Here is a 16,582-nt window from a genome sequence, read left to right on the forward strand (position 1 = left end):
ACGGACGCCACGCCGCGGAGCCGTCGAGGAGTCGTGGAGGAGCCGTCGAGGAAGGGGGACGGGTGGCTCAGGGCTTCGGGTAGGAGGCCGTCTGGAGCAGCCGGCCCGGGGTGTCCCCGGTGCAGGAGGCGGCCACGACGTACGCGTCGACCCGGTCGGTGTCGGCCCGGTCGGGGAGGACGAGCAGATACGCGGCGACACCGTCGAACTCGCCGCGCTCCGAGGCCAGGACGGGGTCCTGGCGTCCGGTGCCCGCCACGACACAGCCGGGGAGGGCCGCGCCGCTGTTCCGCTGGGCGGGGCCGACGTCCTGTGTCTTCTCGGCCGCGAGCGATTCGGGCTGCTCCGCCCTCGGGGCCCGGGCGGTGAGGTCGCCCGTGAGCAGGCCCCGGACGCGGTCCTCGACCGGCTCGCCGGAGAAGCTGCTCACCCGCCCGCTCGCCGCGGTGTCCGCCGTGGCCCCGTGACCGTCCGGCGAACCGTTCTGGCTGAGTGCGTAGAGGGTGACGGCGCAGAACGCGGCGACGAGCGTGCCGCCGATCCCCGCGAGGGCGGCGATACGCCCCCGGCGGCGGGCGCGTCCGCGCCCAGCGGGACCGGTGGCGGCTGCGGGGCGGCCCTGCGGGCGGTCGGTCGCCCCGGTCCGCCCGCCGACGGCGCGGGCCTCGGACGCCGTCCGCGGTGTTTCACGTGAAACATCGTCCTGGGCGTCCGTGGTTTCACGTGAAACAGCCCGGGAGGACTCCGGAGCCGTGGCGTCGAGCAGCGCCTCGGCGGCGAGCGCGGCGTCGATCCGGCCGGCGATCTCGGCGGGCATGCGCGGCGGGCCCGGGAGGGTGCCGAGAAGTCCGCGGATCTCTTCGAGGGAGCTGCGGACATCGGCGCAGAGGGGACAGCCGTCGAGGTGCCGGCGGATCGTGGCGGAACGGCTCGGGGGGAGCAGTCCCTCGGTCAGGTCGGAGATCTCCGAGACGTCCGGGTGCTGTGCTGTGTCGGCCTTGTCGGTCGTGGTCACGCGCGCCCACCTCCGCCCTTCACAGCAGCTGGATCGATCGGTCCGGTTTCCGTCGGCCCCGACACCGGTGGGACGGATGCCCCCGGCGTCCGGTTCCTTCCCCCTTCGGGAGCCTCGTTACCCACCGTGTCCGCGCGCAGATGAGTGAGCATCGGCAGCAGCCGGGCCCTGCCGCGTGCGCAGCGGCTCTTCACCGTGCCGGTGGGAACGCCGAGGATACGGGCCGCCTCTGCGACCGGATATCCCTGCATGTCGACGAGGACGAGCGCGGCGCGCTGGTCGGGGGCGAGGGTGGCGAGCGCCGCGAGGAGCTGCCGGTGGAGGTCCTCGCGCTCGGCGGGTGCCTCGGCGGACTCGTGCGGTTCGAGGAGCTGCTCGAAGCGGTCGGCGTCGTTCACCGGCGAGGTCCTGCGGCCGGCGCTCTTCCGCAGGCGGTCCAGGCAGGCGTTGACGGTGATGCGGTGGAGCCAGGTCGTGACGGCCGACTGGCCCCGGAAGGTGTGGGCCGCCCGGAAGGCCGAGAGGAGGGCGTCCTGGACGGCGTCGGCGGCCTCCTCGCGGTCGCCCAGGGTACGGAGCGCCACCGCCCACAGGCGGTCGCGGTGGCGCCGTACGAGCTCACCGAAGGCGTCCGGGTCCCCGGCGACATGACGCGCCAGGAGTTCCCGGTCGTCTGCGGCGTCTATCGGACGGTCCAACGGTGCCAGCCCCTCCCCCTGTGGACGTCAGCCCATGACCTTGATCTCGGCGAGTTTGCCGCGGTAGTTGCCGGTCTCGCTGGCGGGCAGGTCCGTCAGCCAGACGAGCACGTAGCGGGTCGTCACCGGCTTGCCGGGCTTCAGCGTCAGCGTGGACCCGGTGTCCGACGCCTGGGTGGTGAACGAGTCGAGCGACGTGGGGGCGGAGGACGTGCCGGCGGGAGCGGTGCGCAGCTCCACGGAGGTCCGGCCGACGAAGGAGACGTCGACCGAGTCGACTTCCTGCTCCTTGCCCAGGTCGACGACGACGCCCACGCCGTCCTTCAGGTTCCCGAACTTCGAGAACCCGATGTAGTCCATCGTCTGCCAGTACGTGCCGGGGTCCCCGTCGTACGCCTTCGGGACGTCGCCGGGGCTCTCCCGGCCGTCGTCGCTGAACGGGTCGAAGTCGTAGGCGGACTCGATGGCGAGCTGCTTCGGCGGCTCGGGCTTCTCGTCGGTCGTGGGCTGGACGACCGGCGTCTCGTCCTTGGTCTCCTTGGGTAGCAGCCGGTCGGCGATCTGCCAACTGCCCAGGCCCAGGGCGGCGATGAGGAGCGCGCCGACGGCCCACTTCAGGGCCTTGCCCGTGCGGCTCTCCAGTGGCGCCGGCGGCTGCGGGATGGGCTGGGTGACCATCGGGCGCGGCTGGGGGCGTCCGTACGTGCCCTGCTGGTACGTGGTGCGCTGGTACTCGGAGGGTGCGGGGAACTCGGGCTCCGGCGGCTTGACGCGGGGCATCGCGGCGACGGCCTTGGCGAGTTCGTCCGGCGTGGTGCAGGGCGGTTCCTGACGGGACGCGGTGGCACCGTCGTTGGCGAGGGCGCGCATGGCGATCTCGGAGAGGCCGCGGTGGACGCCGGCGCGCACCTGGTCCGGCGGGATGAGGCCGACGCCCTTGGGGAGTCCGGAGAGGCCGTAGGCGTCGCTCTCGTACGGCCAGCGCTGGGTGAGCGCCGCGTAGAGGAGGGCACCGATGGCCTCGGTGTCGGTGCGCTGCGGGCGGTCGGCGGTGATGCCGCGCAGGGCGGCGTTCACGGCGAGGCCGCGGATGCGGTACTGGCCGGTCGAGCTGCGCAGGACGGCGCTGGGGGTGAGGCGCAGGTGGGCCAGGCCCTCGCGGTGCGCGGCGGCCATGGCCTGGGAGACCTGCGTGACGAGCTGGTAGGCGTCGTGGGCGGGGAGCGGGCCGTCGGCGAGGAGCGCGGTCAGCTCGGTGGTGTCCGGAAGCCATTCGTGGACGACGTAGACGAGGTCGTTCTCCTCGACGGCGTCGAGGACCTGGACGAACCGGGGGTCGCCGAGGAGGGCCGCCGAGCGGGCGGCGGCCAGCACGGAGCGGGCGCGCGGGTGGTCGGCGGGGAGCAGGTGCACGCCGACGGCGCGCCGCAGCTTCTCGTCGACGGCACGCCAGCTGCTGAATCCGTCCAGACGGGTGACGCATTCCTCCAGGCGGTAGCGCCGGGCCAGTTTGTGGCCGCTGTGGAGTTCGGGCGCTGTGAGGGAGGGCTGTTCGCCGTTCTTCCGTTCGACCGCCTTCTGTTCGGGGGCCCCGGCGGGCTCCTCCGACGTCTTCCGCTCTTCCGCCACCCCGTCGGTCGCGGCCGTGTCCGCCTGCGCGGTCAGCGGGTCGTCTCCGCTGTTGTCGGCCACGTCGACGGCAGCCGTGCTACGTTCCGCCACCGTCGTTCCTGCCTCCCCATCCGTTGCGCCACATCCAACAGCCAAGCCAATTGTGCCCACAGTCGGACGCTATGCACGACACACGGTTCCCCCCGATGGTTGTCCTGGGGGACGGGATCAGCGTCCCAGGCGTCCCCGCACCATGCCCACGAGGGTGTTCAGTTCGGTGATCCGCATCCGGCGCGCGGCGACGAAGAAGACCCCGAGGAGCACGGCGCCGCCGACGACGAGCGCGACCAGCGACCCGAGGGCGCCCTCGCCGAGCAGCTTCAGCAGGCCGAATCCGGCGGCGCCGGCCAGCACCGCGGCCGGCAGCGACGCCATGCAGAGGCGGGCGTAGGTGCGCAGGACGTGGGCGCCGTCCAGGTCGCCGCCGAGGCGGTTGCGGAGCCGGCGCCAGGCGATGCCGACGCCGACGGCGTAGGCGAGGCCGTAGGAGCCGGCCATGCCGACCACGGCCCACTGGGCGGGCAGCACGACGTAGCAGAGCGCGGAGGCCGCCGCGTTGACGGCGGCGACGATGACCGTGTTGTAGAAGGGGGTGCGGGTGTCCTCGTAGGCGTAGAAGCCGCGGAGGACCACGTACTGCACCGAGTACGGGATCAGGCCGAGGCCGAACGCCATCAGGATGAAGCCCATGCCCTGGGCGGCCTCGACGCCGCTGGAGGCGTACAGCAGGGTGCACATCGGGACGCCGAGGGCCAGGAAGGCGAAGGCGACCGGGACGATGGCGACGGCGGAGTTGCGCAGGCCCTGGGAGATGTCGTCGCGGACGGCGGCCGGGTCATCGTCGCTGGCGGCGCGGGAGATCCGGGGCAGCAGGGCGGCCATGACGGAGACCGTGATGATGGCCTGCGGCATGCCCCAGATCAGCTGCGCGTTGGAGTACGCCAGGAAGCCGGCGCCGTTCTTGCCGGACTCCTCGCCGGCCGCGGTGGCGAGCTGGGTGACGACCAGGACGCCCGCCTGGTTGGCGAGGACGAACAGGACGGTCCACTTGGCCAGCTTCACGGTCTTGCCGAGGCCGTGGCCCTTCCAGTCGAAGCGGGGCCGGAAGCGGAAGCCCGCCTCGCGCAGGTACGGGATCATCGCCAGCGCCTGGACGACGAGGCCGAGCAGGGTGCCGACGCCGAGGAGCCGGATGCCCTCGTCGGGGATGGTCTGGACGCCCATGTGGGACTCGGCGGAGGTGCCGTAGACCCAGATGAACAGGCCGAAGGTGATGATCATGACGATGTTGTTGAGGACCGGGGTCCACATCATCGCGCCGAACTTGCCGCGGGCGTTGAGGATCTGGCCCATCACCACGTGCACGCCCATGAAGAAGATGGTGGGCAGGCAGTAGCGGGCGAAGGTGACCGCGACGCTGTTCGCGGCGGCGTCGTCGGCGATGGTGTTCGACATCAGCCGGATCAGGACGGGCGCCGCGAAGACGGCGGCGACCACGATCAGGCCGAGCGCCACCATGACGAGGGTGAGCAGCCGGTTGGCGTACGCCTCTCCGCCGTCCTCGTCGTCCTTCATCGAGCGGACCAGCTGCGGCACGAAGACCGAGTTGAGGCCGCCGCCGACGGTGAGGATGTAGATCATCGTCGGCAGGGTGTACGCGACGGTGAAGGCGTCGCCGAGCAGCGCGGCGCCGAGGGCGCCGGTGATGACCAGCGAGCGGACGAAGCCGGTGAGCCGGGAGACGAGGGTGCCGGCGGCCATCACGGCGCTCGACTTCAGCAGCCCGGAGGCGCGGCCGGTCCGCTTCGGCGCGGGCGCCGGCAGCGGATCGGGCTCCGCTGCGGGGCCGGGCACCTGGCCCTGCTGGTCGCGGTAGAGGTGGGCGAAGGCGTCCTGTCCGGGCCGGTCGTCCTCGCTCGCCCGGGTCACCAGGTCGTCGACGCCGGTGAACTGGACCGTGCGGGCGTCGTCGCCGTACGGCAGGTGGCGCGACGGACCCTCGGGCTCGGGCGCCGGGGTGTGCGCCCAGACCCGCGGGTCCGGAGCGTACGGGGGCGCGGCGGGCTGCTGGTAGAGCGCGGCGGGGTCCTGGTACGTGCCCGGCGGGGGCGGCGGGTGGGCGGCGCGGTCGTACAGCGCCTCGCCCACCGGGTCCTGCGCGGACAGGTCCTGGGCCCGGTACGGGTCGTGGGCGTAGGCGTCCTGGACGTAGGGGTCCTGGGCGTACGGGTTCTCGGGGTGCGCGGACGGGTCCTGCGGCGGCGCCTGGTACGGAGCCTGCCCGTAGGGGGCCTGCCCGTAGGGCTGCTGCGGCGGGTAGCCGGGGTGCTGCTGCCCCTGCGGCGGGGGCGGCGGGGCCGGCTGCCCGCCCTGCGGGCCGGGTGCCGGGGGCGTGCCGCCGGACGGTGCGGCGCCGCCCGCACCCTGGCCGCGGTCAGCGTCGTACGGCGCGTTCATGGATACCCCACCTCATCGTCCCCGGCCGACCGGCCACGACATCGCTCAACGGTCCACTTTCTCACCCGGGCCCGACGGGTCGCCGCTTTCGGAGCCGGTGTCCGCGTCCGGGTCACTCGGGTGCCCGGCTCGGCCGGCCGTGCCGGCGTCGGCGCCGGCCGGTTCGGCCGCGACCTGGACCCCGGCTTCGGTCCCGGCCTCGGCTTCGGCCCGGTGCTCGGCCTCCGCCTCGATCCCGGCCTCGACGTCGGCCCGGTTCTCGGCTTCGGCCTCCGCTTCCGCCTCGGCGGCGCGGGCGGCCAGGCGCTTGCGCTGGGTGTACATGCGGACGCCCGCGAGGACGAGCAGCAGCACACCGCCGGCGATGACCAGCATCACCGTCGGGGTCATCTCGGAGACCCGCACGGTGAAGGTCATCGGGGCGCCGTAGGGCGTGCCGTCCACCGTGTAGAGCTGGGCGGTCATCGAGACCTGGCCGTTGGCGTTGGCCGAGGCGGGGAACTTCACCGACTGGCTGTGCCCGGCGCGGACCGTGATGGGCAGCTCCGCCGAGCCCTCGCCGTCGACCTTCAGCCGTGTCTTGTTGCTGGAGGACAGCCGCAGGACCAGCCCCTCCACGTCCTGGAGCAGCTTGTTCTGCACCGTGACCGGGATGGTCGCGCTGCGACCCGAGAGGGTCAGGTCGGACTTGTCGACGAGGACCACGCTCTTGGTGAGCCGCTGCAGGACCTCCCGGACGTCGACGCGGTAGATCGCCGCCGCGCTCGCCCGGCCGCGCCAGGACGTCGACATCTCCCGGTTGATCGCGTTGCCGACCGGCGGCACGACGCGGGTCGCGTCCGTGAGGACGACCTTGAAGTCGTCCAGCTCGTCGCGGGTGGTCTTCATGTCCCGGAACGCCTGCACCGGAAGCTCGCTCTCCCGGAGCTGCTTCGGGTACTGCGAGCCGCGCGGCACCGTGGTGGAGGCGTCCGGGTCGGGCTTGACCGCCGCCGCGGCGACCAGGTCGAGCGGCTGCGTCCAGCGGCGCGCCGCGAGCCCGCGCACCGCCGCGGCCATCGCCTGCGCCTGTGCCACGGTGGGGCGGCGCTGCGGCGCCACCACGACGCTGCGCTGGTCCTGCGGCTGCTCCAGGGTGATCGCGAGGGTCTGCGCCAGGAACTCCTGCACGGCGAGCGTCGCGTTCTCGGAGCGGACCATGTCGCCCTGGAAGGCGGTCGACAGCTCCGCGTCGCTCACCACCGCCGTCGTCCCGCCGCCCAGGGGGCGGGCCGCGGTCGGCGTGTACGAGAGGTCGTCGTCCTCGATGCTGTCGCTGCGGGCGATCACCTTGCGGGCCCCGGCCGAGGTCGCGACCGACATGATCGAGGGATCGACGGCCCCTTCGACCGGCCAGGCGAAGTCGGTGGCCGGCTGGACGTGGAGGATCGTCTCGACGGTCGATCCGGCCAGCTCCGTCGCAGACTGGAGGTGTTCCAGCGAGCCGGGGACGGCCTTGCCGTGGTGGGCGAGGGACGCGAGGTCGGGGTCGGCGAAGGGCAGCGCGACCACCTTGCGGCCCTGCACCGCCTTTTCCAGCATGCCGAGCCAGCGCTCGGCCAGCTTCCTGTTCGCCTCCGTGCCCGCGGTGTGGCCGGTGCCGTCCTTCACCCGGTAGCCGTTGGCCATGGCGTCGACGGAGGCGAGCAGGTCGGGGTCGATCACCCAGGTGACCGGGAGGCCCTGGCCCAGGGTGACCAGCTCGTCGAGCCGGCCGCCCGGGCGGAGCTCCGCGGCCAGGTCGTCGTCCTGGAAGACGGGGGTCTGCTGGTCGTCCGGGGCGGTGTCGGCCGAGATGTGCGCCGAGGACATCAGCGGCCAGAGGTACGTGAGCTGGGTCCGCTTGTCCGTCGGCTCCGGCTGGTACGGCAGGAAGGTCCGCTCGATGCCGAGGACGCGGTCGTACCGCGCGTCGGAGGTCTGCCCGGTGACCGAGACGCCCAGCTGGTACACGCCGCCCTCGTCGTCGAGACCCAGCTTGGACACCGGCACGGAGATCCGGAAGTCGCGGGAGACACCGACGTCCAGCCGGGGGACGTCGATCTCGGGGGTCTCCAGCGGCTGCGGGTCGCTGTCCGAACGGAAGCCCTTCCGCCGGGCGACCTGGTCGATCTCGCTGCGGCTGTCCATCCGCGGGCCGACCCGCAGGTTCACCGTGGCGTCGGTGATCGCCCGCTTGCCGCGGTTGGTCATCGTCCCCGTGACGGTGACGGTGTCCCCCTCGACCGGGGCGTTCGGGGTGAGCGTGTCGATCGACACATCCACCGTCCGCGACACCTGGCCCTCCTCCGGTGCCCGCGCCGACGCCGACGGATGGTGGAGGAGACCGGCGAGGAGCGGCGCTCCGACGGCGACGGTGAGGGTGCGCCGCAGCCATCGGCGGGCAGGTGAGGGACCGGTTCCCTGGAAAGCTGCCGCCTCAGCCACGCGTTCGCCCGTCCTCGTCGTTGTCGGTGGTGCCAGTGGTGCCCGGTTGCTGTGTCCAGGCATGGTAACGAGGCACGGCGGGGCCGGGTGCCGGGGACTCCTCCAGCCGATGGCCCGGGAAGAGGCCGTTTTCACAGGAACCCCACAGACGACTTCCGCCGGGGTGGCGGGGCCCGTGGGGCGGGGCCGGGAAAACGGGGACGTCGCGGTGGGGCGGGGCACGTACCCTTTTCTGTTGTGCCGAACGCCAACGAAGACACCTCGACCGAACTGAGCCAGGTGCAGCGCCGCGCCGTCAGCGAACTGCTGCGCGTGTCCCCTGTCGCCGACGACCTCGCGCGCCGTTTCCAGGAGGCCGGATTCCGCCTCGCCCTGGTCGGCGGCTCGGTACGGGACGCCCTCCTCGGCCGGCTCGGCAACGACCTGGACTTCACCACGGACGCCCGCCCCGAGGACGTCCTGAAGATCGTCCGCCCCTGGGCCGACGCCGTCTGGGAGGTCGGGATCGCCTTCGGGACCGTCGGCTCGCAGAAGGACGGCTACCAGATCGAGGTCACGACGTACCGCTCCGAGGCGTACGACCGCACCTCCCGCAAGCCCGAGGTCTCCTACGGCGACTCCATCGAGCAGGACCTCGTCCGGCGCGACTTCACCGTCAACGCGATGGCCGTGGCCCTCCCCGAGAAGGAGTTCGTGGACCCGTACGGCGGCCTGGAGGACCTCGCCGCCCGGGTGCTGCGCACCCCCGGCACGCCCGAGGAGTCCTTCTCCGACGACCCGCTGCGCATGATGCGGGCCGCCCGCTTCGCCGCCCAGCTCGACTTCGAGGTCGCCCCCGAGGTCGTCACCGCGATGACGGAGATGGCGGACCGGATCGAGATCGTCTCCGCCGAGCGCGTCCGGGACGAACTGAACAAGCTGCTGCTCTCCGCCCACCCGCGGAAGGGCCTCGGCCTGCTCGTCGAGACCGGCCTCGCCGAGCACGTCCTCCCCGAGCTGCCCGCGCTGCGGCTGGAGAGCGACGAGCACCACCGGCACAAGGACGTGTACGAGCACTCCCTCACCGTCCTCGACCAGGCGATCGACCTGGAGGAGGACGGCCCCGACCTGGTGCTGCGCCTCGCCGCGCTCCTCCACGACATCGGCAAGCCGCGCACCCGCCGTTTCGAGAAGGACGGCCGGGTCTCCTTCCACCACCACGAGGTGGTGGGCGCCAAGATGACCAAGAAGCGCCTGACCGCGCTGAAGTACTCCAACGAGATGGTCAAGGACGTCTCGCGCCTGGTGGAGCTGCACCTGCGCTTCCACGGGTACGGGACGGGCGAGTGGACCGACTCGGCCGTGCGCCGCTACGTCCGCGACGCCGGCCCGCTCCTCTCGCGCCTGCACAAGCTGACCCGCTCGGACTGCACCACGCGCAACAAGCGCAAGGCGTCCGCGCTCTCCCGCGCCTACGACGGCCTGGAGACCCGCATCGCCCAGCTCCAGGAGCAGGAGGAGCTGGACTCGATCCGCCCGGACCTCGACGGCAACCAGATCCAGGAGATCCTGGACATCAAGCCGGGACCGGCCGTCGGGCAGGCGTACAAGTTCCTCCTGGAGCTCCGCCTGGAGAACGGTCCGATGGAGCACGAGCAGGCGGTCGCCGCGCTCAAGGAGTGGTGGGCCGCGCGCGACTGACGCGCGGGCCATGTTTCACGTGAAACACCGCCCGGCGGAGCGCCCCGGCCGGTGTTTCACGTGAAACATCACCGTTCCGCGCGCTCACCGCGCAGCAGCAGGGCAATCACCGCGTAGCCGGCCGCCACCAGCACGATCAGCAGCGGCGAGCGGCCGTCGGGCGGCAGCATCAGGGCGGCGACCCCCGCCGCCGCCACGAAGGCGACGTTGAACAGCACGTCGTACAGGGAGAAGACGCGCCCCCGGAAGGCGTCGTCCACGTGCGTCTGGACCACGGTGTCGGTCGCGATCTTCGCTCCCTGGGTGGCGAGGCCCAGAACGAAGGCGGCGACGAGGAACGGCGCGGGCGCGAACGGCAGGGCGAGCGCCGGGACGAGGACGGCGGCCGAGGCCGAGCACACGATCATCCACCCGAACGGGCCGAACCGCCCCACCGCCCAGGGCGAGAGGACGGCTGCGGCGAAGAAGCCCGCGCCGGAGGCGGCGACGGCGATCCCCAGGAGCCCCAGCCCCTCGGACTCGGTGGTGCTCCAGGCGTACCGGCAGAGCATCAGCACGGTCACGAGCAGCGCGCCGTAGCAGAAGCGCATCAGGCCGACAGCGGTGAGCGCCCGGGCGGCGGGGCGCCGTTCCGCGAGGTGGCGCAGTCCGGCGGCGAGGCCCCGGGCGGTGGAGGCGAGCGCCGCGGAGAGCCGCGGCGGCACCTGGTCCGGGTCGGGGCCGAGGAGCGGGCGCGGGATGCGCAGCGAGGCGAGGGCCGCGCCGAGGTAGAGGACGGCGCCGAGGGCGACGACGGCCGCGTCGGAGCCGTCCGCGAGCAGCCGGACGCCGAAGGCGAGGCCGCCGCCGAGGGTGGCGGCGAGGGTGCCGGCGGTGGGGGAGAGGGAGTTGGCGAGGACGAGCCGTTCGTCGTCGACGACCCGGGGCAGGGCGGCGGAGAGGCCGGCGAGGACGAAGCGGTTGACCGCCGTGACGGAGAGGGCGGAGGCGTAGAAGAGCCAGTCGGGGACGGCGGCCAGGACGAGCAGGGCGGTTCCGCCGGCGAGCAGCGCGCGGAGCAGGTTGCCGTACAGGAAGACCTGGCGGCGCTGCCAGCGGTCCAGGAGGACTCCCGCGAAGGGGCCGACGACGGAGTACGGGAGCAGGAGCACGGCCATGGCGGAGGCGATGGCGGCGGGGGAGGTCTGCTTCTCGGGGGAGAAGACGACGTACGTGGCCAGGGCCACCTGGTAGACGCCGTCGGCGCACTGCGAGAGCAGCCGGACGGTGAGCAGGCGCCGGAAGTCGCGCAGGCGCAGCAGTACGCGCAGATCACGTACGACGGACATGACAGCAAGACTCACATAAGGCGAGGGCCCCCGGGCAGTGCCGCGGGGACCCTCGTCAGGTGAAACGCCTCGGACCTCGGAGGGTCAGCGCTCGACCTCGCCCTTGATGAACTTCTCGACGTTGGCCAGGGCCTCGTCGTCGAAGTACTGCACCGGCGGGGACTTCATGAAGTAGGACGACGCGGAGAGGATCGGGCCGCCGATGCCGCGGTCCTTGGCGATCTTCGCGGCGCGCAGGGCGTCGATGATGACACCGGCCGAGTTCGGGGAGTCCCAGACCTCGAGCTTGTACTCCAGGTTCAGCGGGACGTCACCGAAGGCGCGGCCCTCGAGGCGGACGTACGCCCACTTGCGGTCGTCCAGCCAGGCCACGTAGTCCGACGGGCCGATGTGGACGTTCTTGTCGCCCAGCTCGCGGTCCGGGATCTGCGAGGTGACGGCCTGCGTCTTCGAGATCTTCTTGGACTCCAGGCGCTCGCGCTCGAGCATGTTCTTGAAGTCCATGTTGCCGCCGACGTTGAGCTGCATGGTGCGCTCGAGACGGACACCGCGGTCCTCGAACAGCTTCGCCATCACGCGGTGCGTGATGGTGGCGCCGACCTGCGACTTGATGTCGTCGCCGACGATCGGGACACCGGCCTCGGTGAACTTGTCCGCCCACTCCTTGGTGCCGGCGATGAAGACCGGGAGGGCGTTGACGAAGGCGACCTTGGCGTCGATGGCGCACTGGGCGTAGAACTTCGCCGCGTCCTCGGAACCGACGGGCAGGTAGCAGACGAGGACGTCGACCTGGCGGTCCTTCAGGATCTGGACGACGTCCACCGGCTCCTCGGCGGACTCCTCGATGGTCTGGCGGTAGTACTTGCCGAGACCGTCGAGCGTGTGACCGCGCTGGACGGTGACGCCCGTGTTCGGGACGTCGCAGATCTTGATGGTGTTGTTCTCGCTGGCGCCGATGGCGTCGGCGAGGTCGAGGCCGACCTTCTTCGCGTCGACGTCGAAGGCGGCGACGAACTCGACGTCACCGACGTGGTAGTCGCCGAACTGGACGTGCATCAGGCCGGGCACCTTGGTCGCCGGGTCGGCGTCCTTGTAGTACTCGACGCCCTGCACCAGCGAGGCGGCGCAGTTGCCCACGCCGACGATGGCTACGCGAACCGAACCCATTCCGGTTGCTCCCTGTTGTGATCGTGGAAGCCCTGCTGGCGCAGGGTTTCACTTGGTGGTGTCGTCGGACGGATCCGGCCGGGTACTGCCCCCGTGCCGGGGCAGGCCGCCCGTCTCTCCAGAATCGTTGTCGTGCGGAGCGTCGGTGCCGGGCCGCTGGTCGCGGCCCGCCCGCTCGCTCTCGATGAGCTCGTTCAGCCAGCGCACTTCGCGCTCCACGGACTCCATTCCGTGGCGCTGGAGCTCAAGCGTGTAGTCGTCGAGGCGCTCGCGCGTCCGGGCCAGCGAGGCGCGCATCTTCTCCAGGCGCTCCTCCAGCCGGCTGCGGCGGCCTTCGAGCACCCGCATCCGCACCTCGCGTTCGGTCTGGCCGAAGAACGCGAAGCGGGCGGCGAAGTGCTCGTCCTCCCAGGCGTCGGGGCCGGTGTGGGAGAGGAGCTCCTCGAAGTGCTCCTTTCCTTCCGGCGTCAACCGGTAGACGATCTTGGCCCGGCGCCCTGCGAGTGACGAGGCCAGGGCCTCCTCGGGGGCGCTGCCCGGCTCCTCGATCAACCAGCCGTTGGCGACCAGCGTCTTGAGGCAGGGGTAGAGCGTCCCGTAGCTGAACGCCCGGAAGATGCCGAGCGAGGTGTTGAGGCGCTTGCGCAGCTCGTAGCCGTGCATCGGGGCCTCGCGCAGCAGGCCGAGAACGGCGAACTCGAGGATGCCGGAGCGTCTGCTCATCCGTCGCCTCCTCCGTCCCGCGATCCGTGCTCGGCGGGCGCCGTGCCGGAGCCCTGTACCGAAGCAGTGTGCCGAAGCTTTATGCCGTGCTGATGTATCGACTCGATACATCACGACGATAGAACGGCCCGAGAGGTCCGACAAGTGGGGGTGCCGTGACCGGCGTCACATCGTCAATTCGCCGCGTGCGACTTGCCTGATTTGGGGTGAACTCCGGCGCAAGAGGGGTTTTGGCCGTGCGTAGTCTGTGCGGCATGCACACCACCGGGAACCAGGAGCCGCGCTGGGGCGTCAGTGCAGCGGGTGACCGGCTGCGATACGAAAGGGGCCTCCGATGGGCTCCGGTCGTGCGCATTTCGGGGGGACCGGAACTCAACTGCCGCTTCCAGGCGTACGCGCCTGCCCGAGGAGTAGTCGTTCGATGAGCGAGCACCGTCGCAGGATGCCGTCGCAGGAGCCGCCGACGGGCGGCCGCGCGGCGGCACGACGCGCCGCCCAGCAGCCGGCGGGCCGCAGGCCGGCCCCTGCCCAGCAGCCCGGTACGGGGACGCCCCCGTACGGAACGCCGGCCCCTTACGGGTCGTCCGGAGCGTACGGGGGGGCCTCGTCCTCCCACGGGGAGGAGGCGCGTCCGTACGGCGGTCGCGCGGAGGCCCGGCGCGCCGCCCAGCGGGGCGGGCGCCGGCGTGCGCCCGCGGCCGGGCCCGGCGGGCCCAACGGTCCTGCCGGCGGTGGCCGCCGTGGCGGTGGGGGCGGTGGCGGTCGTGGTGGTCGCGGCGGCGGTCCGGGCGGTCGTCCGCCGGGCAAGAAGCGGATCATCGACTACCCGCGCCACGACAAGGACGGCTGGCGTCGCTGGCTGCCGTCCTGGCGGCTGGTGACGGGGGCGTTCCTGCTCTTCTGCGTCCTCGTCATGGGCGGCGCGGTCATCGCGTACTCGCAGGTGGGCATCCCCAAGGTGGACGCGACCGCGACCTCGCAGAACAACATCTACTACTGGTCCGACGGCAGCCGCATGGTGGCCACCGGCGCCGGCCAGAACCGCCAGATCATCGGCATCGACCAGATCCCGATGGTCATGCAGGAGGCCGTGATCTCGGCCGAGAACAAGACGTTCCGCACGGACTGGGGCGTCGACCCGATGGGCATCGGCCGCGCCGTGTGGAACATGGCGAAGGGCGGCGAGACCCAGGGCGGCTCGACCATCACCCAGCAGTACGTGAAGAACGGCCTGCTCGCCGACCAGTCGCAGACCCTGTCGCGGAAGGTGAAGGAACTCTTCATCTCCATCAAGGTGGGCAACGAGGTCGAGAAGCCGGAGATCCTGGAGGGCTACCTCAACACGGCCTACTACGGCCGCGGCGCCTACGGCATCCAGGCCGCCTCCCGCGCGTACTTCAACAAGGACGCCAAGCACCTCAACGCCTCCGAGTCGGCGGTCCTCGCCTCCGTGCTGAAGGGCGCCACCTACTTCGACCCGGCCGGCTACCCCGAGGTCGACCCCAACGCGACCCCCGCGAACAACCTGGCCCGCCTCAACGAGCGCTGGTCCTGGATCCTCGACGAGATGGTCAAGGACGGGAAGATCACGGCCGAGGAGCGGGCGAAGTACACGGCCCTGCCGAAGATCCAGAAGCCGAGGCAGGACGCCCAGCTGAGCGGCCAGATCGGTTACCTGGTCGCCACCGCGAAGGCCAACTTCCGCAGCAAGTACGACATCAGCGCCGAAGCCCTGGAGCTGGGCGGCTACGAGATCCACACCACCTTCGACAGGAAGAAGGTGGAAGCGATGGAAGACTCGGTCAAGAAGATCTACGACGAGTACATCGACGAGAAGAAGCGCCCGGAGGACGACACCCACGTCGAGTTCGGCGGCGCCTCCGTCGACGTCAAGACCGGTGCCCTCGTCGCGCTCTACGGCGGCCAGGACGCGACCAAGCACTACACCAACAACGCCGACACCACCGGCGCACAGGTCGGTTCGACGTTCAAGCCCTTCGTGCTCGCCGCCGCGATGCGGGACGGCGTCCGCGACCCGGAGGGACCGAAGGTACAGGGACCCTCCACGCGCACCCTGGTCGATCCCGACAAGAGCCGCTACAGCGGCAAGGACGACCTCAAGGTCCGCACCTACGACGGCGAGATCTGGCACAACGAGGAGGGAGAGGAGTGGGAGCAGGACAACGAGGGCGACCAGAGCTACGGCAACATCAGCCTGCGCCGGGCGATGATCGTCTCCGCCAACTCCCCCTTCGTGCAGCTGGGCATGGACGTCGGCATCGACAAGGTGCGTGAGGCGGCCGTCGACGCCGGCCTGCGCCCCGACTCCCTGGTGAAGGGCGAGGTCCCGTCGTTCTCGCTCGGTATCTCCAGCCCGAGCGCGATCCGCATGGCCGGCGCCTACTCGACCTTCGCCAACCAGGGCTTCCGGAACGAGCCCTACTCGGTGACCAAGGTCGTCAAGGGCGGCCAGGTCATCTACAAGCACGAGCCGAAGAGCGAGCAGAAGTTCTCCTCGGCCGTCTCCTCGAACGTCACCGACGTGCTCCGCAGCGTCGTCGAGGACCCGGACGGCACCGGTAACAACGCCGCGATCCCGGGCCGCCACGTGGCGGGCAAGACCGGTACCACCGACGACAACATGTCGGCCTGGTTCGTGGGCTACACCCCGCAGCTCTCGACGGCGATCGACATGTACCGCTTCGACGACGACGAGACGAAGAAGAACCGCAAGTTCCTGGAGATGTACGGCACGGGTGGCCAGGACTCGATCCACGGTTCGTCCTTCCCGTCCCAGATCTGGAACGACTACATGACGGACGCCGTCGCGGACCTGCCCGTCGAGGAGTTCCCGGAGCCGGAGAAGCTGCCGGACGCCAAGGCGGTCTACGGCGGTGGCGCCACGCCGAAGCCGACGGCCACCCCCACCCCGACCGAGACGGCGACGCCGACCGAGACGGCCACCACCGCTCCGACGACGACTCCCCCGCCGACGCCCTCCGACACGGTCCGCCCGACCACCAAGGAGCCGAAGCCCGACAAGACGACGTGCAGCGTCTGGTGGGGCTGCGACACCACCGGTGGTGGCGGCAACCCGGGCGGCAGCACCGGCGGCACCACGGAGCCGACGCCGACGGGCACCACGGAACCGACGCCGACGGGCACCACGACTCCCCCGGGCGGCTCGGGTGGCCCGGGCGGCGGTGGCGGCAACGGGAACGGCGGCAACGGCGGCGAGCCGACCGGCGACACGACAGGAGACGGAGGCCTCTTCGAATGAGGCGGCCGGGGTCGGCCGTGAGGTCTGACCCCGGCACAGCGAGGGCCGTCGTGGCCGCTCCGTGCGACACCCGTACGGAGCAGGCCGCGGCGGCCCT

The 16,582-nt window shown here is 71.6% G+C and carries 10 protein-coding genes; 2 read left to right on the forward strand and 8 right to left on the reverse strand.

Features of this window, described 5'->3' with window-relative positions:
- Nucleotides 1-67 precede the first annotated feature (67 nt).
- From ACFVQZ_RS29720 to ACFVQZ_RS29740, 5 genes are all read right to left on the reverse strand, one after another.
- Nucleotides 68-1,015, reverse strand: a complete 948-nt coding sequence (locus ACFVQZ_RS29720) for a hypothetical protein (protein ID WP_383627770.1) — start codon at nt 1,013-1,015, stop codon at nt 68-70.
- Nucleotides 1,012-1,713: an RNA polymerase sigma factor SigM gene (gene sigM, locus ACFVQZ_RS29725; protein ID WP_030493776.1), complete on the reverse strand. Its 702-nt coding sequence runs from the start codon at nt 1,711-1,713 to the stop codon at nt 1,012-1,014. The genes ACFVQZ_RS29720 and sigM overlap by 4 nt, the downstream gene beginning before the upstream one ends.
- 27 nt (nt 1,714-1,740) lie before the next feature.
- Nucleotides 1,741-3,435, reverse strand: a complete 1,695-nt coding sequence (locus tag ACFVQZ_RS29730; protein ID WP_383627773.1) for a protein kinase family protein — start codon at nt 3,433-3,435, stop codon at nt 1,741-1,743.
- Between the two features lie 117 nt (nt 3,436-3,552).
- Entirely contained in the window at nt 3,553-5,841 is a 2,289-nt protein-coding gene (murJ, locus tag ACFVQZ_RS29735) for a murein biosynthesis integral membrane protein MurJ (protein ID WP_383627775.1), read from the reverse strand.
- Between the two features lie 45 nt (nt 5,842-5,886).
- Nucleotides 5,887-8,307, reverse strand: a complete 2,421-nt coding sequence (locus ACFVQZ_RS29740) for a DUF6049 family protein (protein WP_383627777.1) — start codon at nt 8,305-8,307, stop codon at nt 5,887-5,889.
- Nucleotides 8,308-8,544: 237 nt separating this feature from the next.
- On the opposite strand from ACFVQZ_RS29740, the gene ACFVQZ_RS29745 reads away from it, so the two are divergent.
- Nucleotides 8,545-9,987: a CCA tRNA nucleotidyltransferase gene (locus tag ACFVQZ_RS29745; protein WP_030493780.1), complete on the forward strand. Its 1,443-nt coding sequence runs from the start codon at nt 8,545-8,547 to the stop codon at nt 9,985-9,987.
- Nucleotides 9,988-10,055: 68 nt separating this feature from the next.
- Here the strand turns inward: ACFVQZ_RS29745 and ACFVQZ_RS29750 are convergent, their stop codons facing one another.
- The 3 genes from ACFVQZ_RS29750 to ACFVQZ_RS29760 all read right to left on the reverse strand — a co-directional run bounded on the left by ACFVQZ_RS29750 (nt 10,056) and on the right by ACFVQZ_RS29760 (nt 13,205).
- On the reverse strand, nt 10,056-11,315 hold the full coding sequence (locus tag ACFVQZ_RS29750) for an MFS transporter (RefSeq protein ID WP_383627779.1): 1,260 nt from the start codon (nt 11,313-11,315) through the stop codon (nt 10,056-10,058).
- An 84-nt stretch (nt 11,316-11,399) separates the two neighbouring features.
- Nucleotides 11,400-12,482: an inositol-3-phosphate synthase gene (locus tag ACFVQZ_RS29755; RefSeq protein WP_030493782.1), complete on the reverse strand. Its 1,083-nt coding sequence runs from the start codon at nt 12,480-12,482 to the stop codon at nt 11,400-11,402.
- Nucleotides 12,483-12,530: 48 nt separating this feature from the next.
- Nucleotides 12,531-13,205, reverse strand: coding sequence for a helix-turn-helix transcriptional regulator (locus ACFVQZ_RS29760; RefSeq protein ID WP_030493783.1), 675 nt, complete (start codon nt 13,203-13,205; stop codon nt 12,531-12,533).
- A gap of 421 nt (nt 13,206-13,626) precedes the next feature.
- Between ACFVQZ_RS29760 and ACFVQZ_RS29765 the strand changes: the two genes are divergently transcribed.
- Nucleotides 13,627-16,485, forward strand: coding sequence for a transglycosylase domain-containing protein (locus ACFVQZ_RS29765; protein WP_051787648.1), 2,859 nt, complete (start codon nt 13,627-13,629; stop codon nt 16,483-16,485).
- Nucleotides 16,486-16,582: the final 97 nt, after the last annotated feature.

The organism is Streptomyces sp. NPDC057854, assembly GCF_042797055.1.
Lineage (GTDB): Bacteria > Actinomycetota > Actinomycetes > Streptomycetales > Streptomycetaceae > Streptomyces.

Excerpts from the sequence above, each read along its gene's own strand:
- murJ (WP_383627775.1), bottom strand. The coding sequence starts at position 5,841 with ATGAACGCGCCGTACGACGCTGACCGCGGCCAGGGTGCGGGCGGCGCC.
- ACFVQZ_RS29760 (WP_030493783.1), bottom strand. The coding sequence starts at position 13,205 with ATGAGCAGACGCTCCGGCATCCTCGAGTTCGCCGTTCTCGGCCTGCTG.
- ACFVQZ_RS29765 (WP_051787648.1), top strand. The coding sequence starts at position 13,627 with ATGAGCGAGCACCGTCGCAGGATGCCGTCGCAGGAGCCGCCGACGGGC.
- ACFVQZ_RS29750 (WP_383627779.1), bottom strand. The coding sequence starts at position 11,315 with ATGTCCGTCGTACGTGATCTGCGCGTACTGCTGCGCCTGCGCGACTTC.
- ACFVQZ_RS29755 (WP_030493782.1), bottom strand. The coding sequence starts at position 12,482 with ATGGGTTCGGTTCGCGTAGCCATCGTCGGCGTGGGCAACTGCGCCGCC.